This window comes from Brevibacillus parabrevis, from assembly GCF_022701015.1.
GTDB classification, from domain to species: domain Bacteria; phylum Bacillota; class Bacilli; order Brevibacillales; family Brevibacillaceae; genus Brevibacillus; species Brevibacillus parabrevis.
Genome location: NZ_CP064090.1, coordinates 3,979,788 through 4,001,137, shown reverse-complemented (window position 1 = coordinate 4,001,137; position 21,350 = coordinate 3,979,788). Strand labels below are relative to the sequence as shown.

At 52.8% G+C, this 21,350-nt stretch carries 22 protein-coding genes, 2 pseudogenes and 1 riboswitch; of the genes and pseudogenes, 20 read left to right on the top strand and 4 right to left on the bottom strand.

The features are described 5' to 3' along the window. Nucleotides 1–61: 61 nt before the first annotated feature. The 12 genes and pseudogenes from IRJ17_RS18415 (at nucleotide 62) to IRJ17_RS28205 (ending at nucleotide 11,298) form a co-directional block, all read left to right on the top strand. Entirely contained in the window at nucleotides 62–1,318 is a 1,257-nt protein-coding gene (locus IRJ17_RS18415; RefSeq protein ID WP_423751924.1) for a spore germination protein, read from the top strand. Further along, a pseudogene (locus IRJ17_RS28340) lies at nucleotides 1,218–1,633 on the top strand (spore germination protein). The gene IRJ17_RS18415 and the pseudogene IRJ17_RS28340 overlap by 101 nt, the downstream one beginning before the upstream one ends. Continuing rightward, nucleotides 1,630–1,848 (top strand): hypothetical protein, encoded by a 219-nt coding sequence (locus IRJ17_RS18410; RefSeq protein ID WP_242771454.1) that lies wholly within the window; start codon nucleotides 1,630–1,632, stop codon nucleotides 1,846–1,848. The pseudogene IRJ17_RS28340 and the gene IRJ17_RS18410 overlap by 4 nt, the downstream one beginning before the upstream one ends. Nucleotides 1,849–1,854: 6 nt before the next feature. After that, complete coding sequence (locus IRJ17_RS18405; protein WP_122966856.1) at nucleotides 1,855–3,015, top strand: GerAB/ArcD/ProY family transporter; 1,161 nt, start codon at nucleotides 1,855–1,857, stop codon at nucleotides 3,013–3,015. A 6-nt stretch (nucleotides 3,016–3,021) separates the two neighbouring features. Beyond that, nucleotides 3,022–4,137 carry a GerAB/ArcD/ProY family transporter gene (locus IRJ17_RS18400; RefSeq protein ID WP_242771450.1) on the top strand — a complete coding sequence of 372 codons (1,116 nt, stop codon included), beginning with the start codon at nucleotides 3,022–3,024 and terminating at the stop codon, nucleotides 4,135–4,137. Then, nucleotides 4,134–5,318: a Ger(x)C family spore germination protein gene (locus IRJ17_RS18395; protein ID WP_173599327.1), complete on the top strand. Its 1,185-nt coding sequence runs from the start codon at nucleotides 4,134–4,136 to the stop codon at nucleotides 5,316–5,318. Before IRJ17_RS18400 ends, IRJ17_RS18395 begins: the two co-directional genes overlap by 4 nt. 51 nt (nucleotides 5,319–5,369) lie before the next feature. Then, on the top strand, nucleotides 5,370–6,797 hold the full coding sequence (locus IRJ17_RS18390; protein WP_122966854.1) for an FMN-binding glutamate synthase family protein: 1,428 nt from the start codon (nucleotides 5,370–5,372) through the stop codon (nucleotides 6,795–6,797). Between the two features lie 32 nt (nucleotides 6,798–6,829). Next, nucleotides 6,830–7,597, top strand: a complete 768-nt coding sequence (locus IRJ17_RS18385) for a YqjF family protein (RefSeq protein ID WP_122966853.1) — start codon at nucleotides 6,830–6,832, stop codon at nucleotides 7,595–7,597. Continuing rightward, complete coding sequence (locus IRJ17_RS18380; RefSeq protein WP_173599330.1) at nucleotides 7,594–8,763, top strand: Ger(x)C family spore germination protein; 1,170 nt, start codon at nucleotides 7,594–7,596, stop codon at nucleotides 8,761–8,763. The genes IRJ17_RS18385 and IRJ17_RS18380 overlap by 4 nt, the downstream gene beginning before the upstream one ends. Before the next feature lie 195 nt (nucleotides 8,764–8,958). Beyond that, entirely contained in the window at nucleotides 8,959–10,131 is a 1,173-nt protein-coding gene (locus tag IRJ17_RS18375; protein ID WP_242771448.1) for an acyltransferase, read from the top strand. A gap of 67 nt (nucleotides 10,132–10,198) precedes the next feature. Beyond that, on the top strand, nucleotides 10,199–11,098 hold the full coding sequence (locus IRJ17_RS18370) for a DMT family transporter (protein ID WP_242771446.1): 900 nt from the start codon (nucleotides 10,199–10,201) through the stop codon (nucleotides 11,096–11,098). A gap of 68 nt (nucleotides 11,099–11,166) precedes the next feature. Then, nucleotides 11,167–11,298 carry a hypothetical protein gene (locus IRJ17_RS28205; RefSeq protein WP_278189444.1) on the top strand — a complete coding sequence of 44 codons (132 nt, stop codon included), beginning with the start codon at nucleotides 11,167–11,169 and terminating at the stop codon, nucleotides 11,296–11,298. A gap of 22 nt (nucleotides 11,299–11,320) precedes the next feature. Here IRJ17_RS28205 and IRJ17_RS18365 read toward each other — a convergent pair whose 3' ends face one another. Next, entirely contained in the window at nucleotides 11,321–12,628 is a 1,308-nt protein-coding gene (locus IRJ17_RS18365; protein WP_242771444.1) for an aminotransferase class I/II-fold pyridoxal phosphate-dependent enzyme, read from the bottom strand. 179 nt (nucleotides 12,629–12,807) lie between these two features. On the opposite strand from IRJ17_RS18365, the gene def reads away from it, so the two are divergent. From def to IRJ17_RS18350, 3 genes are all read left to right on the top strand, one after another. Then, on the top strand, nucleotides 12,808–13,338 hold the full coding sequence (gene def, locus IRJ17_RS18360) for a peptide deformylase (RefSeq protein WP_173599332.1): 531 nt from the start codon (nucleotides 12,808–12,810) through the stop codon (nucleotides 13,336–13,338). A 39-nt stretch (nucleotides 13,339–13,377) separates the two neighbouring features. Continuing rightward, a complete protein-coding gene (locus tag IRJ17_RS18355) occupies nucleotides 13,378–14,388 on the top strand; it encodes a homoserine dehydrogenase (protein ID WP_242771442.1) in 1,011 nt (336 codons plus the stop codon). A 139-nt stretch (nucleotides 14,389–14,527) separates the two neighbouring features. Then, nucleotides 14,528–14,686 carry a hypothetical protein gene (locus IRJ17_RS18350; RefSeq protein ID WP_167470398.1) on the top strand — a complete coding sequence of 53 codons (159 nt, stop codon included), beginning with the start codon at nucleotides 14,528–14,530 and terminating at the stop codon, nucleotides 14,684–14,686. Nucleotides 14,687–14,753: 67 nt separating this feature from the next. Here the strand turns inward: IRJ17_RS18350 and IRJ17_RS18345 are convergent, their stop codons facing one another. Beyond that, nucleotides 14,754–15,461 (bottom strand): CAP domain-containing protein, encoded by a 708-nt coding sequence (locus IRJ17_RS18345; RefSeq protein ID WP_242771440.1) that lies wholly within the window; start codon nucleotides 15,459–15,461, stop codon nucleotides 14,754–14,756. A 7-nt stretch (nucleotides 15,462–15,468) separates the two neighbouring features. Further along, a riboswitch (cyclic di-AMP (ydaO/yuaA leader) is annotated at nucleotides 15,469–15,627 on the bottom strand. A gap of 84 nt (nucleotides 15,628–15,711) precedes the next feature. Beyond that, the gene (locus IRJ17_RS18340) at nucleotides 15,712–16,059 is read right to left on the bottom strand and encodes a rhodanese-like domain-containing protein (protein ID WP_173597371.1); all 348 of its coding nucleotides are present in this window, start codon (nucleotides 16,057–16,059) and stop codon (nucleotides 15,712–15,714) included. 428 nt (nucleotides 16,060–16,487) lie between these two features. Between IRJ17_RS18340 and IRJ17_RS18335 the strand changes: the two genes are divergently transcribed. The 3 genes and pseudogenes from IRJ17_RS18335 (at nucleotide 16,488) to IRJ17_RS18325 (ending at nucleotide 18,442) form a co-directional block, all read left to right on the top strand. Further along, entirely contained in the window at nucleotides 16,488–16,691 is a 204-nt protein-coding gene (locus IRJ17_RS18335; RefSeq protein WP_063231283.1) for a cold-shock protein, read from the top strand. A gap of 150 nt (nucleotides 16,692–16,841) precedes the next feature. Further along, nucleotides 16,842–17,389 (top strand): annotated as a pseudogene (locus tag IRJ17_RS18330) (SDR family oxidoreductase). Nucleotides 17,390–17,512: 123 nt separating this feature from the next. Beyond that, a complete protein-coding gene (locus IRJ17_RS18325) occupies nucleotides 17,513–18,442 on the top strand; it encodes a phosphotransferase family protein (protein ID WP_173599334.1) in 930 nt (309 codons plus the stop codon). A gap of 49 nt (nucleotides 18,443–18,491) precedes the next feature. On the opposite strand, the gene IRJ17_RS18320 is transcribed toward IRJ17_RS18325, so the two are convergent. Next, nucleotides 18,492–18,935: a hypothetical protein gene (locus tag IRJ17_RS18320; protein ID WP_122966843.1), complete on the bottom strand. Its 444-nt coding sequence runs from the start codon at nucleotides 18,933–18,935 to the stop codon at nucleotides 18,492–18,494. A gap of 121 nt (nucleotides 18,936–19,056) precedes the next feature. Here IRJ17_RS18320 and IRJ17_RS18315 point away from each other — a divergent pair, with 121 nt between their 5' ends. After that, a complete protein-coding gene (locus IRJ17_RS18315; protein WP_242771436.1) occupies nucleotides 19,057–19,542 on the top strand; it encodes a hypothetical protein in 486 nt (161 codons plus the stop codon). A gap of 62 nt (nucleotides 19,543–19,604) precedes the next feature. Continuing rightward, nucleotides 19,605–21,200 carry a catalase gene (locus IRJ17_RS18310; protein ID WP_242771433.1) on the top strand — a complete coding sequence of 532 codons (1,596 nt, stop codon included), beginning with the start codon at nucleotides 19,605–19,607 and terminating at the stop codon, nucleotides 21,198–21,200. The last annotated feature ends 150 nt before the right edge of the window (nucleotides 21,201–21,350 follow it).

The window sequence follows — 21,350 nt, the reverse complement described above, 5'->3', positions numbered from 1 at the left end:
CTAACTCATTTTACAGTAGGCGAGACTCAGGAAAAAGTGAGGCGGCTTCGTTGAAAAGGGGGTGGGGAGCCTGAGCGAAAACGCGCGAAAGTGGTGGAGATCGCACAAACAGAAGACGCAGCAGCAGACAGCGCCTTCCCATACGCCTTTGCAAAAGCAGCTGGCTGACAACGAGCAGCGGCTGAGAGACTTGTATGCCAACTGCTCCGATGTGGTGTTTCGCTCGTTTCGCATCGGCGGCACGATCCGGGCGCTTGCGATCTACATCGACGGCTTGACGAATCAGGAGGAGCTGGAGCGCAGCGTGTTGTCTGTCCTGATGCAGACGAAGCTGCCGAAGGATTCCCCGCTGACAAAGCTGTTGGACAATCTGGTGCCCGTAACCAAATCGCGGGAAATGAGCACCGTAGAGCAATGTCTGGAAGCGATCGCAAACGGCAACCCGGCTCTGTTGATCGACCAGCAGGAGAGAGCGATTGCCTTTGGCTTGGCCAGATGGGAAAAAAGGCAGATCGAAGAGCCGGTCGCCGAAGGGGTCGTCCGGGGGCCGCGCGAAGGGTTTACGGAATCGCTCCACGTCAATACGGCGCTGCTCAGACGGCAGATCAAGACGCCCGCTTTGAAAATGGAGCAAATGCAAATCGGCGACTATACACAAACCCAGGTTGTCCTCGCTTATATGGAAGGCATCGTGGACGAGGACTTGGTGGCAGAGGTCAGGGCGAGACTAGGCCGGATCGAAATCGACGGTGTGCTGGAGAGCGGCTACATCGAGGAACTGATTGAAGATCATCCTGCATCGCCGTTCCCGCAAATTTTGACCACCGAGCGTCCGGATGTCACTTGCGGGAATTTGCTGGAAGGGCGCATCGCCATTCTGGTAGACGGCACGCCGTTTGTGCTGATCGCACCGACTACGCTGTTTTCCTTGCTGCAATCCAGCGAGGATTATTACCAGCGCTCGCTCGCGAGTACGACGATCCGCTGGCTGCGCTATTTGTTCACCGCGATTTCCTTCTTGCTGCCGTCCCTTTATGTCGCCCTGATTACGTTTCATCACGAGATGGTGCCGACCTCGCTGTTGATCAGCATGGCAGCTTCCCGGGAAGCAGTGCCTTTTCCGGCTTTGGTCGAGGCGCTGTTGATGGAAATTACGTTCGAAGCGCTGCGCGAAGCAGGGGTCAGACTGCCCAAGCAGGTCGGGGGCCGCTGTCAGCATCGTCGGGGCGCTCGTCATCGGTCAGGCAGCCGTACAAGCGGGGCTGGTTTCCGCTCCGATGGTCATCGTGGTCGCCATCACAGGGATTGCTTCCTTTAGATTCCGCACTATATCGCGGGCATCGCCATTCGCCTGCTGCGCTTTCCGATGATGTTTCTCGCCGGATCGCTCGGCTTGTTGGGAATCATGCTCGGCATTATTGTGACCGTCATCCACCTGAGCACGATTCGCTCGCTGGGTGTGCCGTACTTGACACCAGTCGGGCCGATCAAGGTGGCGGAATGGAAGGACACGCTCGTCCGCGCGCCGTGGTGGATGATGAACACGCGCCCTCACTTGACGGGAGATTATCAAAAAATCAGGCAAGGAGCGAATCAGAAGCCAGGGCCGAAAAAAGGGGGAGATCCAGCTTGAAATGGGGGCTGGTCGCCGGAATGAGCGCTCTCGTCTGCATCCTGTTTGCCATCGAGTGGCCGCGTCTGTCGCGCTTGCCGAGGCGAGACAAAATGACCTTCATCACCTTGGTTTTCATCGGCTGGGTGCTGTCCATGTTCGATTTGCCGAATTTGCCGGGACCCACCACGATAATCAATGAAATTTTCGAGCCGCTGGGTCACTACTTGGAATAAAAAAGGGTGGGGTGCTTGCTAGAACAGGGAAAAATCTCTTCCGCGCAGATGGGAAAAATGATTTTCCTGGCTGTCATTGCTTCGGCTGTTACAGCTGTGCCGAGTTATAGCGGAAAATACGCGCAAAATGATTTGTGGCTGTCGCCTGCCTGGGCGTCCTTGACCGGTTTTTTAACGGTGTATGCCGCCATAGCCTTGAACAAACTGTACCCGCAAAAATCCGTCGTCGAATACAGTACCGACATTATCGGTACGATTCCGGGAAAGCTGTTCGGGCTGCTCATCCTGTTTTTTTACATCCACATGACAGGATTGATCGCCAGAGGGTACGCCGAGTTTATCATCGGCAATTTTTTGCCGCAGACACCGATCAGCATCGTCATTATCACGATGATCGCCGTCTGCGCCTACGCTGTGAAAGCAGGAGTAGAATCGATCGGCAGGACGGCACAGCTCTTTTTCTTTTTCTTTATGTTTCCGCTCATTCTCATGCCTTTTTTGCTCCGGGACATGAAGCCCGATTTTCTGTTTCCCATGCTGGAACACGGCTTGCTCCCTTCGCTGAAAGGGGCACTGATCCCGCAAGGCTACTTCAGCGAGGCGTTTCTGATGAGCTTTTTTTTGCCCTTCGTGACCGATCGGGGCAAAGGCATGCGCTCGGGGATGCTGACGATTTTGGGAATTGCGCTGATGCTGACCTGTATCAATCTGTTTATTTTGCTGGTGTTCGGGACGCAGGCCGCGGATTACTTGTATCCGGTCATGGTTGCCTTTCGCTACATCAGCATTGCGGACTTCTTTGAAAATCTCGACTCTGTGGTCATGACCGTCTGGATTCTCGGGATGTTCGTCAAAATATCAATATTTTACTACGCTACTGTGCTGGGAACGAGTCAATGGCTCGGGCTTGCCGATTATCGCCCGATTGTGCTCCCGATCGGTATCCTCATCGCTGCCCTCAGCTTCTGGTCCATCCCCAACCTCAATCAGGCAAGTCGCTTCGATGTAATCTCGTTTCCGTTTTACGGGCCGCTCATGCAGACGATCTGTCCGCTGCTTTTGCTCGGTTTGGCCCTGCTGCGCAAAAAAGGCAAACAGCAAAGCCAAGCGCAAATGACCATGGCACCTGAACAAGCCCATACCCATACCGAAAAGCAAGAAGGATGAGAAACTATGCTTGAAACGGGAAAAATTTCAGCCTTGCAAATGGGGATGATTATCTATCCCGTGCTCGTGTCTACCGCGATGCTTGGAGGACCTAACGTCATGGCTCAAGCGGCCCGGAACGATTTGTGGCTCACGCCGTTTTGGTCATCGCTCATCGGCTTTCTCAGCGTGTTTATCGCGATCCAGCTGCATAAGCGGTTTCCCGGCATGACGATTATCGAGCAAGGAAAAGCAATCGCTGGAACGGTGCCATCTGCGATCATGGGCCTTTTGTACCTGCTCGTCTTGTTGCAGGTAAGCGGCGTCATCGTGCGCGAGTATGCGGATTTCATCGCGATTTTTTTGAAGGAAACGCCGCTCAGTGTCATTTCGTCCGCGCTGATTGTCGTCTGTGCTTTTGCCGTCAAAGGCGGGGTCGAAGTTCTCGGACGAACCGCGCAAGTTTTCTTTCCGATGTTCATTGTTCCGCTGCTGTTGATGATCGGCCTTGTGTTTCCTGCTCTGGACCCCGGCAATTTGTTTCCTGTCCTCGATCGCGGACTGTTGCCGTCGATCAAAGGGGCCATCACGCCGCTCGGCTGGTACAGCGAAGTGTTTTTGATTTCGTACTTGTTGCCGGTGCTCGCCAATCGCCCGCAGGGGACAAAAGCTGCGGTGTGGACTGTGGCAGGAGCGATGATTACCATGACTATCGTCAATTTGGTCACGCTGTTTTTGATGGGGGATGCTTTGCCGAATATTTTGTTTCCGATCATGGATACCGCCAGATATGTGAGTATTGCCGATTTTTTTGAGAACTTTGAGAACATGGAATCGGCTGTCATGGCGATCTGGGTGATCGGCGCCTTTATCAAAGTGTCGATGTTTTACTACGCGACGGTACTGGGAACAGCCCAATGCCTGAATCTCACCTGTTACCAGCCGCTTATTTGGCCGATCGGTTTTTTGATCGTGCTGTTCAGCTTTTGGGGAATACCCAGCTTCGCGGAGCTGGGGGCGATCACCCTGCTTGCGATTCCCGCCATCCTCGCGTGGTCTTTCTGCTTCTGGCCGGGCTGCCTGCTGCTTTATGCAATCGTGCGTGGAAAGCGCAGCAAAGCGAAGGAGGTTCCGTCAGGATGAGAGGAGTCGTTCTGGTTTTGCTGGTTTCCTGTGCGCTGCTTGGCGGATGCTGGGATCGGACGGAAGTCAACGACCTCGCAATCATTACCGCTGCTGCTGTGGACAAGGCGGGAAAAGACGAAATCGACCTGAGCATCCAAGTGTTTATTCCAAAAGAAGTGGGAGGAGGCGGGCTGGGAGTGCCGACGGGCAGCTCGACCAGGGAGCTGACCACGGTTCTGAGCGGAAAAGGAATCAATATTGCCGACGCGATGTCCAAAGTGCAGGCGAAGCTCTCTCGCAAAGTGTTCTGGGGGCACTGCAAAATTTATTTGTTCGGCGAAGAGATCGCCCGGGAAGGGATAGCCGATCATATTGATTTTCTCGTGCGTCATCCTGAACCACGCAATCGTGCCTATTTGTACATATCAAAAGGAAAAGCAGTCGAGACACTCGGAATCGAAAGCGTCCTGGAGCGCTCTACAGCAGAAGCGTTGCGCGAATACGCGAGCCTGCATATCGGCATGCCTGTAACCTTGATCGACTTTCGCAACATGCTCAAAAGCGAGGCGCAAGCAGTAGCCATTCCCTATATACAGGAAGGGAACAAATTGAAAGACAAGGAGCAAATCCAGAAAAACACGCCGCTGCTCGGAACCGCCATTTTTAAACAGGACAAGCTGGCAGGAGTCTTGACATCGAAAGCTACGAGGGGGCTGCTCTGGCTGCGCAATGAAATCACCCGGGCATCCATCAGCGTAGACCTGCCAGAGGGACAAGGGCTTGTCTCTGTCGTACCGATTCGGGCGACGACCAAGCTGATTCCGCGCATTGCGAATGGAAAGTGGTCGATTTTGGTCAAAATTGATACGGAAGGCGACATCGTGGAAAACGCGACGAAGCTGAACATGATGGAGCCGAGCAGCATCGCGCTCGTGCAGAAATCGGTCAACGACGAAATCAAGTCGCGCATCAGGCTTGCTCTCTTTCATTTGCAAAAGGAGTTTGACGCGGACGCGGGCAATTTTGCCGCTGTTTTTCACCGGAAGTATCCGCAGGAGTGGGAGCAAGCGAAACCGATGTGGGACGTGCTCTACCCGCAAATTGATGTGAACATACAGGTTCAGGCCGCTGTCCGCCGACCCGGACTGATTTCCCGACCTGCTGGCTCAACCGATGAGCATGGAAAAGCGGAAAAGTAGCAAACGAGCATGTACCACGCAACGTACCAAATCTCGCAGGAGGTGGATGAAGTGGGTGGGAGGTGGCTGGATTTTCTCATAGGCTCCTTTGTTGGCACGCTGGTCGCAGGCATCTTGTTTACGCTTCTTGGAATTGTCACGTTTCGCCCGCTGGTACAGTGGTTGCTCGGCCGCTTTATGAAAAGGTTGATGTCGGATCGCTACCCGGAAAATATTTTTGAAATGGTATCGGCCTTGACCAAAGTCAGCCCGCGCTACGTCCTGGAAAACAGCCTGCGGGCGACGACAGGGCAAGCGATTGAGCGGCCTTTTGGCAGTCCGCGCAAGTTTCTCAACTTTGATGGCTTGATTTTTTCTCCGGCCCAGCTGGCGGTGCTGCCGGCTGATGAAGATGCCGAGGTCGACATGAAGCTGACGATTGGCCCAAAGGCAAAAAGACCGCTAACATTGGATATCCCCTTGATGCCCGGAGCAATGGGATTTGGCATCGGGATCAGCGAAAGTGTAAAGATTGCCATGGCAAAAGGAGCGGCGGCAGCGGGATCGTTGAGCAATACGGGAGAAGGGCCGCTTTTGCCGGAGGAGCGCAAATACGCCAAGCACCTCATCATTCAGTACAACTCGGGAAAATGGTCCAAGGAACCGGAAATATTGCGGCAGGCGGATGCGATTGAGATTCATTTCGGACAAGGAGCGACCGCAGCCGCAGCCAGCTTCATTCCTTGCGAGTACATCACGGGCAAAGCCAGCCAATTGATGGGCGTCGAGGGAGAAGAAATGGTCGTCATCCCGTCCCGGCAGCCTGAAGTCAACAGCCCGGAAGACTTGCGCAAGCTGGTCGACAAGCTGCGCACGATGACAGACGGGATTCCGATTGGCGTGAAAATATGCGCAAGCGCTGTCCTGGAGCAAGACTTGGAAATCTCCATCCAGGCTGGGGTTGATTTTATCAGTATTGATGGTGGGCAGGCAGGGACAAAGGGCGGCCCGCCGATTTTGGAGGACGACTTCGGCTTGCCGACGATTTACGCGCTTAGCCGGGCGATTCACTATTTGAAAGAGCGCGGGGTCAAAGACCAGATCACACTGCTCTCGGGCGGCGGCTATACGACTCCGGGCGAGTGTCTGAAGGCAATCGCGCTGGGGGCAGACGGCATTTTCATGGGAACGGCGATGCTCTGGGCGATGACGCATGATCAGGTGACAAAGGCGATTCCCTGGGAGCCGCCGACTGAGCTGACGAACTATCCGGGGAAGCTCAAGGACAAATTCGACCCGGAGCAGGCTGCCAAGTATTTGACGAATTTTTTGCTTGCTTTTGTGGATGAAATGGAAATCGCGCTGCTTGCCATGGGGAAAACCTCTTTAAAAGAAGTGACGCCAGACGATCTCGTAGCCCTGGATGAGCTGACGAGCAAAGTGACGAAAGTACCGCTTGCCTTCCAGACGTCTGCGGAAACGGCGGAAAGCGGCATATAGGCAAGAGCAAACGGAATTGGGGAGGGGTTCGCATGAGTCAGGGAATCATTCCGATCAAGGAACAACGACAGCATAAAGGCTGGATGATGACGCAGACGTGGGAGCATTTGCTGTTCGCTCACTGGGCTGTCTCGCCCGACCAGGTGCGCAGCCTGATTCCGGCGGGCCTCGAACTGGATACATACGGTGGGCATGCCTGGATTAGCGTCATTCCTTTTCTGCTGACCGGAGTGCGGCTCCGTCGCCTGTTCCCTGTTCCGTACGTCACTTCCTTCCCCGAAATCAATGTGCGAACGTATGTGAAAGCAGGCGAGAAAGCGGGCGTCTACTTTTTGTCTCTGGACACATCCCATCTGCTTGTGACAAAAATCGCCAAATACTGGTATCGGCTGCCTTATTATCCTGCGCGCATGGACTTTCGCGCCGAGCAAAATCAGATCGATTTTCAGTCCCAGCGCCTATCCGCTCGCGGCGCTTCGCCAGTGTTCCACGGCAGCTACTGGCCTGTCTCGGAGCCTATACTAGCACGGTCGGGAACGCTGGAGCACTGGCTGACGGAACGCTACACGCTCTATTGTCAGTGCAAGCGCACGAACCAACTGCATTACGCCGACGTGTATCATGAGCCGTGGCTGTTACAGACAGCCGCAGCGCGCTTTCGCGAAAACTCGATGCCGATGCCGTTCTCGCTGGACGTGAAGGAGCAGCCCGATTTGATGCTGTATGCCCGCGGGGTTCAAAGCTTTGTTTGGCCGCTGCAGAAGCTGATCTCTTCTACGCAAGGAGAAAACAGCCGATGAAGAAGCGGCTTGCCCTCGTTCTTTGGCTATGCTGTGCCTGTCTTGGCGGCTGCTGGGACCGCGTCGAAATCAATGATGTGGCGCTCGTGACAGCAGTCGCAATGGACTTCGTATCGGATCGCGCTGTGGAGCTGTCTGTGCAAGTATTCGTTCCGCGCTCACTCAGCGGCGGGGATGGAGGAGCAAACGAAGCGATGACGCTGATCCGTTCTGCGGAAGGCGTCAATATTGCCGACGCGATGTCCAAAGTGCAGCTAAAAATACCGCGAAAGGTGTTCTGGGGCCACTGCAAGGTGTACATTTACGGACAAGAGCTGGCCAGGCACGGCTTGGAAGAGTATATCGACTATTACGCCCGCCACCCGGAACCGCGCAACCGGGCTTTTATGTATGTAAGCAAAGGAAAAGCAAGCGAGCTGCTGAAGATTATGCCGCCGCTCGAACGCTATTCGGCGGAAGTCGTGCGCAAGCTGTCCGAACTGGAGGTCGGGCTTGAAGTCACGCTGCTCGATTTGCAGAAAATGTTTGCAAGTCCGACGAATGCGGCCGCCTTGCCGATGATTGACATGATGAAGCCGCCGAAAAAAGAGCGTCCGCAAGCGACCAATCCGTATTTGTTTGGCACAGCCGTGTTCAAAAACGGCAAAATGATCGGCGCTTTGTCCGACCGGACGACGCGAGGGGTGCTATGGCTCAGAGACGAGGTATCGAGCACGACAGTCACGATCAAGATCAAAGACGAGCGAGGCTTCGTGTCACTAAACCCGATTCGGGAAAAGACCAAATTGACACCGCTGATTGAAAACGGGAAATGGAAGATGCTCGTCGATATTGAAACAGAGGGAGACATTGTGCAAAATGGCACAAAGCTGACCTTGAACACTCCGGAGCAAATTGCCCGGGCAGAGGAAGGGATGCGCGAAGACATCCAGACGAGAATCAGGCTGGCCCTCTCCCAGGTACAAAAAGAGTTCAAGGCAGACATTGTCAATTTCGGCCGGGAGTTTCACCGGAAATACCCGAAGGAGTTTGCAGCCGTGCGCGAAAACTGGGACCAAGTATTTTCCGAGCTGGAAGTGGAAACAAAGATCAAGGCTTTCATCCGGCGGCCCGGTCTGATTTCCGTCCCTGGCGGCTTGCCTGAGGCAGAAGTACAAACAAACTAAGATAGGACATGTGCTAAAAGACCGATGTCACGCCACGACGTCGGTTTTTTTGTGTGCGCGAAGGCCAAAAGCGGGATAAACATAGGCTTTTTTAACCAGACGAGTACCCCGTATGCGGACTTGCTTGGCGCAGGCGGGATGGTTATGATGATAGGATGACACTTGTTAATCATACAGGAAGGATCTGGTAGTTTCATGAGTCGCAAAGAACGCATAGCCGAACTGGATCTCATTCGCGGCTTTGCCTTTCTCGCTGTCGTCTATCAACACGTCATCGGCATTTTTATCAGAGAGCAGGGCTTGAGCGAACAGACGGCTATCGTATACGGAATGTTGTTTCACTTGCTCAAATTCGCCGTTCCGGCCTTTATTTTCATCACAGGGTTGGTATTATTTTACAACTATTGTGAAAAGGTGAACTACATCGGCTTTATGCGCAAGCGGGTAACGGAAATTTTGGTGCCATACGGGATCTGGTCGGCGGTTTATATGTCTCTGCAAACATGGCCGCAAGGATGGGAGAGCAGCTTTTTCCGGACGGTGATCAAAAACCTCGTGACGGGAACCTCCTCCTACCATTTATGGTTTGTCGTCATGATCTTCCAGTTTTATTTGCTTTATCCGCTGTGGCAAAAGCTGTTTCGCTTTTTGCATCGTCTCGTCGTGAATCGCACCCGGTTTGTCGTGGTCGGCGCCTTGCTTGCTGTCGTATACGGCGGCTTGATGTGGTTTTCGGCTCGCTACGTTCCTGCGCATATGGCCGACTTTGGCGGCGGGCCGCTTGAGCTGTACATGATCAAGTACCGCGACCGCAACGCTTTCTACTACTTCTTTTACTTTTTGTTGGGGGGCGTGGCAGCTGTGGCTTTGCCTGCTTTCCGCGCATGGATCGGCAAGCGCTGGATGTGGATTGCGGCAGCGTTTTGCCTGTTGTACGGCTGGATTGGCTACGAGCTGCTTCAGGTGTTTGCCAGCGGAAGCATTAGCCTGAATGTGGCGACATCGCTCAAGCCGTCCATGTTTTTGTACACGGTGGCGTCGCTTCTTGGCGTTTACGGCTTGGCGCTCTTGATCGGGAAAAAGCAATCGGCTGTGACGCATTGGCTCAGCCTTGTCGGCAAGTATTCGTACGGCGCTTATTTGATGCACGCGCTGGTCTTGACTTACCTTATGAAAGCCGTGCGCGGCATCGGTTTGTTTCACACGGGAGTGATCGGCAGTCTGGTCGTTTTTGTCCTGTGCGCCGCTGTTTCGTTTTTCCTGTCGTACGGGCTGGGAAGACTGCCGTTTGGCGCTCTGCTCGTAGGAGCTGCCGAGAAAAAACGGGTGAGTGAACCTGCGAAAAAACAACTGCCACACGCAGGATGATGGAGAGGATTTCGGCACGTGTGGATGGAACAGTAGTAGGAGCACGAGAGGAGGAAAGAATTACCCCATGCTGTTCGCCTACATTCAGTTGGCCCTATCAATGGCATTGGTAGGAATGAACATTTCCATCGGTAAAGAAATTGTTTCGCACGTGCCCGTTTTCCTGTTTTCCGAGCTGCGGTTCCTGATCGCGATCGCGATTTTGCTGCCGTTGCTCTTTTGGCGCGGCGAGTGGAAGTCGTCCTGGAGCAAGGAAGAGGGGAGCGTCCTGTTCTGGCAGTCGTTTTTCGGCGTCTTTCTGTTCAGTGTTTGCATGTTGTACGGCGTGCAGTGGACGACCGCTACAGCCGCAGGGATTATTACGAGCACGGTTCCAGCCTGCATCGCTCTGTTTTCCTTCTGGATTCTCAAGGAAAAGCTTCATCTGAACAACATGCTGGCGATTGCCCTTTCCGTGGGCGGAATCAGCCTGATTACGTTTACAGGAGGAGCACAGGAGCAGTCGCTGGCGAGTATGCTGGGCAACCTGCTTGTGTTTTTGGCAGTCGTCAGCGAAGCGCTGTTCACGATTTTTGCCAAGCGCTTGTCAGGCAAAATTACCCCGTTTCAGATGACCGCCGCGATCAACGCCATCAGCTTTGTCATGTTTTTGCCGTTTGCGATCTGGGAGGCGGTTCGCTTCGATTGGGGAGCCGTACCGGCCCATATATGGTGGCTGTTGCTTTATTACGCGGTTACGGCGAGTGTGCTCTCGTTCTTTCTCTGGTACAACGGAGTGGCGAAGGTGGAGGCATCCAAGGCTGGCTTGTTTACCGGAATGATGCCGATTAGCGCAGCGCTCGTTGCCGTGCTGTTTTTGAACGAGGCGTTTACGTGGATGCATGGGGTCGGGATGGTTCTGGTGCTTGCCTCGATTTTTGCAGGAACGCAGCGGATTCGGGGTACCGAGACGAGAATAGAGGGATAATTCAGTTTGTTGAAAAATATGAATAAGCCGCGGCAGGGGTTGACCTAGCTGGGCGGAGTCGTGGAGCCGTGATTGGCGGGGCGAGCTTTTCGATCCTAGACTGGATTTACGCGTCAGGCTTTCCGTTCATCGGGCTGGTGACGCTCGTGGAAAAACAGCAGAAACATCGCGGCGGACAAGAAAAAAAGCGCTTTGGCTAGAGGGCCAAAACGCTTTTTGTGCTTATTTTGCCACTGCTTTTTCCAAGTCTTTGACGCCGCTGTAGATCAATTGGAACAGATCGTCGATGTTGTCCTCTTCGATGCAAGAGAAAGCGATGCGCAGATCGGTTTGGCCGAGAGCGATCGTACCTACGCCGTACTGTTCCAGCAAGTGCTGGCGCAATGTTTCCGCTTCGACGGTTTTCAGCTTGAGGCACATGAAGTAACCGGAGTTGAACGGATAGTAGCCCCAGGCGTCGTCGAATTTGCCGCTGTCGAGCAGTTGCTTCACGCGGTTGGCGCGGCCTCTCATGATTTCCAGCTTCTCCTGTTTTTGTGCCTTGAACTCAGGAGAGGTGAGAGCTTGCAGGACGAATGTTTGCGATGGGTGAGATCCGCTGGAAATGGTTGCGCGGATAATGCCCAATGTTTTTTGCTCCAGCGCGGCGAGCAGGTCGCTGGAAGGAGCTGCATATGTGATAAAGCCGACGCGGAAGCCCCAAACGTATTCTTCTTTGGTCGCGCCATCTACTTTAATAGGGAGGATGCGCGGATGTACGTTTGCCAGGCTTGGGAACAGCGACTCGTGCATGGAGTCTTCGAAGAACAGGCCAAAGTACGCATCGTCTGTTACGGCTACGATGTTGATGCCCGCTTCTGCTCCTTCTTTGAGCGCTGCCACGATTTGACGGCCTTCTTCTGCCCCTGGCGTGTACCCTGTCGGGTTGTTCGGGAAGTTCAGGACGACAATCGCTTTTCCTTTATCTTTTTGCGCCAAAATCGCTTCACGCAATCCGGAGGCATTAAACTTCATCTCATCGTTATACAATGGATAGTAGACCATTTCAGCACCGCGACGGATGGAGAAAGTCAGCTCGTAGTTTTCCCAGTTTTTGTCCGGGATGATGACGCTGTCGCCGTTGTCCGCAAACAGGTCTGCAACCACGCTCAGGCCGTGGGTCAAAGCGTTGGTGACAATCGGATTGCTGAACGTCAGGTTCGCCAGCGAAGGCTGTTCCTCCATCATTTTTTGCCGCCATGCTGCACGCAGCTCAGGCTTTCCGGCGGGAGGAGCGTACTCGTACAAATCTTTTGGCGCATAGGCCGACAGGTTGTCTTGAATCACTTTCAGGTGCATCGGTTGGCCGTTTTCCAGGGCGATCCCGATTGTTGCATTGTATTTTTTCGCTTTTGCTTTCGCTTCAGCCGATTGGCTCAGAATTCCTTCTTTTGGAAAGTAAATCAGCTTGCCGATGTTGGACATCATCTCAAAAACGTGTGGATTTTCCCGCTGAATCGTCTCATTCAGCTGTGATGCCAGTGAATGCATGGTAGCCTCCCTCTTCCTTTGGAACATCTGTTTATCATCAACAATAAAGATAGCGCATCTACATGCATTTGTCATCTAGCAGGCAGGGATTTTTCAGATTTTTGAACGGATTCTTTTGACAATGGGTGAAAACGTTTGCTACGTTGTAAACACATAGAGGGGCAGGAGGGATTGTACCGATGGCAGAACGGAGTATCGTTCTATTAGGGAATCCGATTTTGCGCGACAGGTCGAGAAAAGTGACATCCATGACTCCCCAGACAGAAACGATTTTGCAAGACATGAAGCATACGCTGTACGCCAAAAAAGGACGGGCCGGATTGTCGGCTGTGCAAATCGGCGTTTTGCAGCGGCTGGTTGTGCTGGATTGCGGCAGCGGCCTTGTCGAGCTGATCAACCCGGAGATTGTGGACGTGAGCGGCGTTCAGATAGGTCCAGAAGCTTGCCTGTCGATTCCGGGGGTGATCGGGATCGTGAGTCGGGCACGCTCTGTAAAAGTGCGGACAGAGACGCGCAGCGGCGAGAAGCACGTCTTTGAGGCAGAGGATTTTTTCGCGCGTTGTCTTCAGCATGAGCTGGATCATCTGGAAGGAATTTTGTTCATCGATCACGTAGAAGCACTGTACTCTGCGAAAACGGGCAAACAGCTCAGGCCAAAAGACGCCAACGCGATCCTGGCATACAGAAGAGACGTCTACCGACAAGCATGACAAGCGCTTGATGTTTTGCGACAACAAGGAGAATGACAAATGAAGCGTTGGAACATCGTATTAACAGGGTTCGGAACCGTAGGCAAGCAAATCGCGCGACTGCTGCAAGAACGTAAGGACCGTTACCGCCAGTTGTACCAGGCTGACGTCAGGCTTGTCGGCGTCGCCCGCTCAATTGGCAGCTTATACGATCCGCATGGACTTGCGGAAGAGGGCTTGAACGCATTTGCCCAAGAAAAGAAAGCGGTTGATTCGGCATGGAACGCCGAAGCATGGTTGGCGAAAACAGAAGCGGACATCTTGATCGAAGCCGGGCCGTCCGATGTCCAAACGGGAGGAGCGAGCCTTGGCTTTATCCGCCAGGCGCTTACAAAAGGAATGCACGCCATTGCCGTGTCAAAAGGTGCGCTCGTCGTCGATTACAGCGGCTTGTCCGCTTTGGCAAAAGAGCAAGGCGTCCAGTTGAAAATCAGCGGAGCGACTGCGGCGGCTTTGCCGACCATCGACCTGTTCACCTACAATTTGGCTGGCTGTGAAATCAGGCACGTAGAAGGCATTTTTACCGGAACGACCAATTTTGTGCTGACGAGCATGATGGAAGAAGGGATCAGCAGCGAAGAGGCGATCCGGCGGGCGCAAGCGATGGGAATCGCAGAGCCTGACCCGACATATGACATCGAAGGCTTTGACACCGCATCCAAGCTGACGATTTTGGCCAACGCTGCGTTCGCTGCTCCAATCAAGCTGTCCGATATTCCGCGGGCCAGCGTGCGCAAGGTGACACCAGAACAAATAGCGGAGTGGAAACAAAGCGGGCTTGTGCCCAAGCTGGTCGGGACGATCAAACCGACTGCGGACGGGATTCAAGCGGCTGTAGAATTGAAAGCGGTTGAAGCGAGTCACCCTTTTGCCCGTGTAAAAGGCACTACGAAGGCGATTCGGGTCGAAACCGATGTGATGGGAGAGGTGATGGTGGTCGGCGGGAAGTCAGACCCTGTAGCAGCGGCAGCCGCAGCGCTGAAAGACCTGGAGCATATTCTCAGCAAGTAAAAGCGCAGTTCCTAAACGGCAACAGCTCTGAGCAAGCTTCGTCTCTTTTCCAGCGATCGGCAGGCATGTATTTGCTGCTTTCACGCGCATACTACCGATGTACCACAAACTATCCAAATAGCGGCGAGGGGGCCATACGATGAAGCAATCATCTGATGTCAATGCCGAACTGCAACAAGTTTCTGCCTATCCGACCAAACAGAAGATGAACCAAAAGGATGTCGCTCTGTTTGACGAGCAGAAAGGTTGCGGCTGCACCCCCGAAGCGAAAAACGCGGCAAATACGGAGCAAGGCTAGCTCCACACGAGAAAAGCCGGGTCTCTTTGTGCGAAGAGAAACCCGGCTTTCGTGTGAAACGATTGTTTTATCCGATAAATTCTTGAACCCAGTAGCCGTTCGTGTATCCGACACCGATTTTGGTAAAGGCCGGGTTCATAATGTTTTTGCGGTGGCCATCACTGTTCATCCATTGCGTCATGACTTCTTCAGGGCTGCGTTGACCCATGGCGATGTTCTCGCCCGCAGTCATATAAGAGATGCCAAACTGCTTCATCATGTCAAATGGCGAACCGTACGTAGGGCTTGTATGGTCGAAGTAGTTGTTGTTCGACATGTCCGCTGCTTTTGCAAGTGCCACTTTGGACAAAGAAGCGTCCATCGTCACGGGAGCCAGTCCTGCTTTGGCGCGTTCCTGATTGACGAGATCAGCGACTTGCTTGGCGAAATCTCCTGTTTTAGCCTGGTCAGCTTGTCCGGTTGGAGCCGCAGGTGTAGTTGCAACTGGTTGCGCAGGTGCTTGCGCTGGTTTTTGTACGGGCTTTTGCACTGGCTGCTGCTGAACAGGTACTTGCTTTACTGGTGGAACAACAACCTGGTTTTGCTGGGCATTGGATGCAAAAGGCAATTGTCCCGCATATGGAATCCATTGATAGGAAAATTGATATGGTGTACTGTTACCGTTTTTCAACGGGCAGTTTGCGGAAGTTGCAGCAGAAGCAGAAGTAGTAAATCCGGTCAAGGCCAAGCCCAATCCCAGAGTCATGGCGATGGCAGTAGCTCCAAAACGTTTCATATTCACATCGTCTCCTTTTTTTGGCCTACGAGGTTAGTTGTCGGATTCGGGTTGAGGAAACAACCCTACGCTCCTTCGAGCGATTCACCCCATAGCGGGTTTTGTTGACCCGCGTAAAAGATCCCCCGCACTTCCATTCGTGAGGAAGTTTCGGCGTATTGGTTTGGCATGACCCAGAATATCAGACCATCCCGCCCGAAATAAAGGAGTAATATCTGCCAATCTGCTGGAAACGTTGGTGCTAGTGCGTTTATTTCGCTTCGTCTTCGTCGTCCTTCCACGCTGTCAATCCGCCGAGCAGCGCTTTTGCCTCATATCCGTGCTCGCGCAGCAAAGCTGCCGCTTTTTGGGCTTTATTTCCCGTTGTGCATACAGTGATGATCTGTCTTTCTTTGACGGCCCGTTCTGTTTCTTCATCTAATAGTTTGGCGTCTTGCGCAAGCATGTGCACGTAAGGAACATTTCGCGTGTCAGCGAATTTGCTTTCCACACTGCCTGTCTGAAATTTGGCTTCGTCGCGAACATCAAGGAACAAAATCGGAGTACCCTTTTCCAAAAGTTGCTTGATTTCTTGCTTTGTATACACTTCTTTTGACATGAATCATCCCTCCAGAACCTTAGTGTATCAGGTGAGAAACGGGCCGTGTAGCATCTAAATAGTTGATTATAGCGTATTTGTATGATAGAATGATAGTATTACTTGAATAATTAAGCCTAATTCATCGAGGTGCATAATGATGCTGATGGATAACGTTTTTGGATTCCCGATTCACACTGGCGCGGTCATCGGAGCCGCAAGGATGGGAGAGAGGAAGGGCTTTCGTCGTTTTAGGTTTTCAAAAAGTTTTGGTTTTAACATGGCAGTTCCGTCCTATGACACTTTCATATTGTCGAAGTAGAATAAATTCACATATCATGAAGGCGTATTGCAATCAGATGTTGGAGTATTTCTTCATGATATGTGAGCTTTATTTGCCTCGGTAAATATGACTGCATATTCAAATTGACTTTTGGAGGTTTTTTTACATGCAATCGAACGGAACAGTTAAATGGTTTAACGCAGAAAAAGGTTATGGCTTTATTCAAGTAGAAGGCGGAGACGACGTTTTCGTACACTACAGCGCAATCCAAGGTGACGGCTTCAAAACTTTGGAAGAAGGTCAACGCGTTCAGTTCAACATCGTAACTGGCAACCGTGGCCCACAAGCTGAGAACGTAACAAAACTGTAAACCTCCTTTATAAAAGAAACTGTCCTGAGTGGGCAGTTTCTTTTTTGTGTCTGCGGGAACGAATTACAGAAACGGATTGTTTACATAAGCTCCTTTGGTAGCCATGACGAGCAAATTCGTCGCCATGAATTTCGGTGTGTACGGCATGTCGTGTTCGAGCCACAGGTCGTGGAAAAAGCAGTCGCCACTTTTGGCAAAGTAGACGTACTGGTCAACAACGCTGGCGTCAGTACGGATCAAAAACTGGAACAGTTCGACGTGGAGCAGTGGAACAAAGTGATGAGCATCAACTTGACAGGCTGCATGCTCGGGATGAAATACGCGGTGCCAGAAATGAAGAAAGCGGGCGGCGGCTCCGTCATTCACATCTCGTCCATCGCTGGCTTGGTTGCCCTGAACTACACGAATGCGTATACGGCGGCAAAAGGAGCGCTTCGCTCGCTTGCCAAAGCGTCTGCTGTCGAGCTTGTCCCAGACAACATCCGCGTCAATTCCGTTCACCCGGGAATTATCGTGACGCCGATGATTCAGGAAGCGCTCGATCACGGGGCTGGACAAATGTTTGAAAGGGGAACGCCGTTGCCGCGATTGGGCAACCGGAAGATATCGCTTATGGTGTCCTGTATCTCGCTTCTGATGAATCCAGCTTCGTAACAGGCACGGAATTGGTCATTGACGGCGGTTGGACAGCCCGATAACGATAACGAAAAGACAAGGCGTTGGGAGATGCATCCCGGCGTCTTTTTTCTCTACCCATACACGCTTGTTCTCCCGTATAATCGAGAATGCTGTCTTTCAAGCAAGAACGGGGAGGGAACAAGATGGAAGAATGGTTGGAATCGCTGCAAAAGGCCGTTCCGCTGCTGCAACAGGCTGTGAGCGTGAACGAAATCAAAAAAGGACATTCCGCAGACAAAAAATACCGTGTCGATTTGCCAGAAGGGCGTACTGTGGTGCTCCGAGTCGCAAGCGAGCAGCAGGCTGAGCAAAAAGCGCAGGAATTTGCTGTCTTGCAGTCGCTTGCGTCGTATCCGATCCGGGCTTCCAAGCCGCTTGCTTTTGGCGTGCGAAAAGAGCTGGGGATTTGCTACATGCTCGTGAGTTACATCGAGGGCGAGGATGCCAGAGATCGCTTGCCTTTTTACACGGAAAGCGAACAGCAGCAGACAGGATTTTTGGCGGGGCAGGATTTGGCAGCCATGCATCAGCTTGCGGCTCCAGCGGCGATCCCGCCTTGGATAGACCGATGCGTGCAAAAGCATCGCAGGTACGTCGAGGCGTATCAAACGTTCTCGCCACCGCTTCCGTACGGAGACAAAATCTTGGCTTACATTGAGCGGCACTTGGCCTGTCTGGAAGGACGGCCGAACCAGTTTTTGCATGACGACTTCCATGTCGGCAACCTGATTGTCCGCGATGGCACTTATGCCGGGGTGATCGACTTTAATCGCTACGATTGGGGCGATCCGGTTCACGAGTTTGTGAAGCTGGTTTTTTTCAGCAAAGAAGTGAGCGTTCCGTTTTGCAACGGTCAGTTGGCCGGGTATTGGAATCATCAGGAGATTCCGGACGAATTTTGGACCTTGTTCAACGTCTATACGGCAATGACCGTTTTTTCCTCCATCATCTGGACCAAGCGAGTTGTGCCCGAGCAGCTGCCGGACATGATCGCGCGGGTCAATCTTATCGTCGAAGAGTACGATGCTTTCGAACGGCGCACTCCGCACTGGTATAAACGGATCGAAAAATAAAAAAGAACTATGGCAACTACCATAGTTCTTTGGGAAAAGGGTGCGACAATTACAGACAGTGGCTGTCGATTTCTACAGTAAGCAGCTGGCTAGGAAGCACAGACAAGCCAACTACTTGACCGCCGCCGACAGACGTACGTCCGTAAGTTGTCAGAAGGACATTCTCGGCGTTGCCGTTACGGCCGACAATCAGGCGCACTTCGTAGTGGTTGGTCGCAACAACAGTTGCGTTCAAGGCAATACGAGTGTTGGCTGCAAGGGTTTGTGTTACGTCGAGAAGCGTACCTACTGGATTGGTTTGTGTGACAGCATCGCCCCAGTTCAATACTTGCACACGCACCTCTACAGGTTCGTCGTTGAGGTTGACCAAGTCGATGTGAGCGGTAAGAGCAACGTTCAGGTTGTTTTGCAAAATACCTGTTGTTCTCACCGTCGTTCTGCGATGATGGCCTCCATCTCTGTCGTGTGTGCTTGCAAACTCCATTTCAGACATCCCAGATCACTCCATTCTTCAATCTTAACTGATGGGACAATATACAATATTACGTCTTGTCTCCTTTTGTAACGGCGAACGTAATGGGACGAGTAACCATTTCTGATAGAAAGCGGTGGAAATGTTGAAAGAAGCTTCCATATTCAAGCAATTAGACTATTCGGCGCGTTTCGAATGGGGATATGACGGGGTGGAGGAGCTGGCGGGCCACTCTGATATTCTAGTAATCATCGATGTGCTTTCGTTTACGACCTGCGTCGACATCGTGTGCGGGCGAGGCGGAGTCGTCTATCCGTATCGCACGAGAGACGAGACAGCGGCCTTTTTTGCGCAAAAGCAAGGCGCCTTGCTCGCGGGCAAACGCGGCGAGCCGCTTTCTTTATCTCCGTCCTGTCTGATGACGCTTCCAGAAGGGAGCAAGATCGTTTTGCCGTCGCCATGCTGTACGACTGCGGCTCGGGCTGAGAGCTTGCCGCGAGGGGATTTACAGAGGATGTCACCCTTGCTGCTCAATGGAACCACAGCCAGACCGTGCCCGTGTTACGCAGCGATCTCGCCTACGAAGCCTCCCGTTAATTCCCGCTTTTCTCTGCTTGTTCCCGCATAAAGACTCCCTGGTTCGGAAACCATTCTCATGAACGAGCGAGAATTTGGACAGGGAGGATGAACATGGAAAAAGACAACCAGGCCACGTCAGGCAAAGCAACGGAAGAGGAGCTGCTTACGAACCGCCAAGGTCATCCGATTACCGACAATCAAAACATGCGAACCGTCGGGAACCGCGGCCCTACTGTTCTGGAAAACTACGATTTTCTGGAAAAAATCACGCATTTTGATCGGGAGAGAATCCCGGAGCGTGTCGTGCACGGGCGCGGTGCCGGAGCGCACGGATACTTCGAAGCGTACGGGACAGTCGGGAATGAGCCGATCGCCAAGTACACGAGAGCAAAGCTGTTTGCGGAACGCGGGAAGCAGACTCCGGTATTCGTGCGCTTTTCCACGGTTATCCACGGTGCGCACTCGCCAGAGACATTGCGCGATCCGCGCGGGTTTGCCGTGAAGTTTTACACGGAAGATGGCAACTGGGACTTGGTCGGAAACAATTTGAAAGTATTTTTTATCCGCGATGCGATGAAATTCCCTGACCTCGTCCACGCCTTCAAGCCAGACCCGGTGACGAATATTCAGGATGTGGAGCGGATTTTCGACTTTATTTCCAACACGCCGGAAGCGATGCACATGATTACGTTTCTCTTTTCACCGTGGGGCATCCCGGCGAACTACAGGCAAATGCAAGGCTCTGGCGTCAATACATACAAATGGGTCAACCAGGCGGGCGAGGGTGTTTTGGTCAAGTACCATTGGCAGCCGCTTTCGCAAGGAATCAAAAACTTGACGCAGAAGGAAGCAGAAGAAATACAGGGGAAAAACTTCAATCACGCGACACAGGACTTGTATGAAGCGATTGAGCAAGGGAACTACCCGGAGTGGGAAATGTGCGTGCAAATCATGAGCGACGACGAGCATCCCGAGCTGGATTTTGACCCGCTCGATCCGACAAAGCTGTGGCCGGAGGATCAGTTCCCGTTTTTGCCTGTGGGAAAAATGGTGCTGAACAAAAATCCGCAAAACTATTTCGCGGAAGTAGAGCAGGCGTCTTTTGGGACGGGCGTGCTCGTCGACGGTCTGGACTTCTCGGATGACAAGCTGCTTCAGGGCAGGACGTTTTCCTACTCGGACACGCAGCGCTATCGGGTAGGGGCCAACTACTTGCAGCTGCCGATCAACGCTCCGAAAAAACACGTTGCGACCAATCAGGAAGGCGGCCAAATGCTCTACCACGTGGACCGCCAACAGCCGCATATCAATTACGAGCCGTCCACGCTCGGCGGGCTGCATGAAGCAAAGCAGGGCGCTCCCGACCATGAGCCGACGGTGTCAGGAAAGATTGTCCGGCAAAAAATTGACCGCACGAACGATTTCAAACAGGCTGGCGAGCGCTATCGGCTGCTGGAAGACTGGGAAAAGGACGATCTGATCGCCAATTTGACCGATGCCTTGTTGTCCTGTGATCGGCGCATTCAGGAAAAGATGCTCGGCTACTTTTTCCAGTGTGACGAGGAGTACGGCGCACGCTTGAAGCGAGGCATCGAGCAGGGTGGTCAAAATGCCGACAACGGACACGGCGGGCCGATGGGAGCGACGAATCCGGGTGCTGGCGTGCGCCAGGCCGAGGAAGACGGTCATGCTGCGGAGCCGTATTAATTAGCAAGCAAGACGATCCCCCCCCTTTGCTTCGCCACGGAGCCAAAGGGGGTTTTTATGGGAAAATGTTCGGGAAGATACCGTTACTTTTTTTGCCAGTAAACGTCTAACCAAGTATTGTCTCCATAAATCCAAATAATGGTGGTGTCA

Excerpts from the sequence above, each read along its gene's own strand:
- IRJ17_RS18325 (WP_173599334.1), top strand. The coding sequence starts at position 17,513 with ATGGAAGAATGGTTGGAATCGCTGCAAAAGGCCGTTCCGCTGCTGCAA.
- IRJ17_RS18380 (WP_173599330.1), top strand. The coding sequence starts at position 7,594 with ATGAAGAAGCGGCTTGCCCTCGTTCTTTGGCTATGCTGTGCCTGTCTT.
- IRJ17_RS18370 (WP_242771446.1), top strand. The coding sequence starts at position 10,199 with ATGCTGTTCGCCTACATTCAGTTGGCCCTATCAATGGCATTGGTAGGA.
- IRJ17_RS18355 (WP_242771442.1), top strand. The coding sequence starts at position 13,378 with ATGAAGCGTTGGAACATCGTATTAACAGGGTTCGGAACCGTAGGCAAG.
- IRJ17_RS18315 (WP_242771436.1), top strand. The coding sequence starts at position 19,057 with ATGTTGAAAGAAGCTTCCATATTCAAGCAATTAGACTATTCGGCGCGT.
- def (WP_173599332.1), top strand. The coding sequence starts at position 12,808 with ATGGCAGAACGGAGTATCGTTCTATTAGGGAATCCGATTTTGCGCGAC.
- IRJ17_RS18400 (WP_242771450.1), top strand. The coding sequence starts at position 3,022 with ATGCTTGAAACGGGAAAAATTTCAGCCTTGCAAATGGGGATGATTATC.
- IRJ17_RS18345 (WP_242771440.1), bottom strand. The coding sequence starts at position 15,461 with ATGAAACGTTTTGGAGCTACTGCCATCGCCATGACTCTGGGATTGGGC.
- IRJ17_RS18385 (WP_122966853.1), top strand. The coding sequence starts at position 6,830 with ATGAGTCAGGGAATCATTCCGATCAAGGAACAACGACAGCATAAAGGC.
- IRJ17_RS18375 (WP_242771448.1), top strand. The coding sequence starts at position 8,959 with ATGAGTCGCAAAGAACGCATAGCCGAACTGGATCTCATTCGCGGCTTT.
- IRJ17_RS18310 (WP_242771433.1), top strand. The coding sequence starts at position 19,605 with ATGGAAAAAGACAACCAGGCCACGTCAGGCAAAGCAACGGAAGAGGAG.
- IRJ17_RS18340 (WP_173597371.1), bottom strand. The coding sequence starts at position 16,059 with ATGTCAAAAGAAGTGTATACAAAGCAAGAAATCAAGCAACTTTTGGAA.
- IRJ17_RS18335 (WP_063231283.1), top strand. The coding sequence starts at position 16,488 with ATGCAATCGAACGGAACAGTTAAATGGTTTAACGCAGAAAAAGGTTAT.
- IRJ17_RS18395 (WP_173599327.1), top strand. The coding sequence starts at position 4,134 with ATGAGAGGAGTCGTTCTGGTTTTGCTGGTTTCCTGTGCGCTGCTTGGC.
- IRJ17_RS18350 (WP_167470398.1), top strand. The coding sequence starts at position 14,528 with ATGAAGCAATCATCTGATGTCAATGCCGAACTGCAACAAGTTTCTGCC.
- IRJ17_RS18320 (WP_122966843.1), bottom strand. The coding sequence starts at position 18,935 with ATGTCTGAAATGGAGTTTGCAAGCACACACGACAGAGATGGAGGCCAT.
- IRJ17_RS18365 (WP_242771444.1), bottom strand. The coding sequence starts at position 12,628 with ATGCATTCACTGGCATCACAGCTGAATGAGACGATTCAGCGGGAAAAT.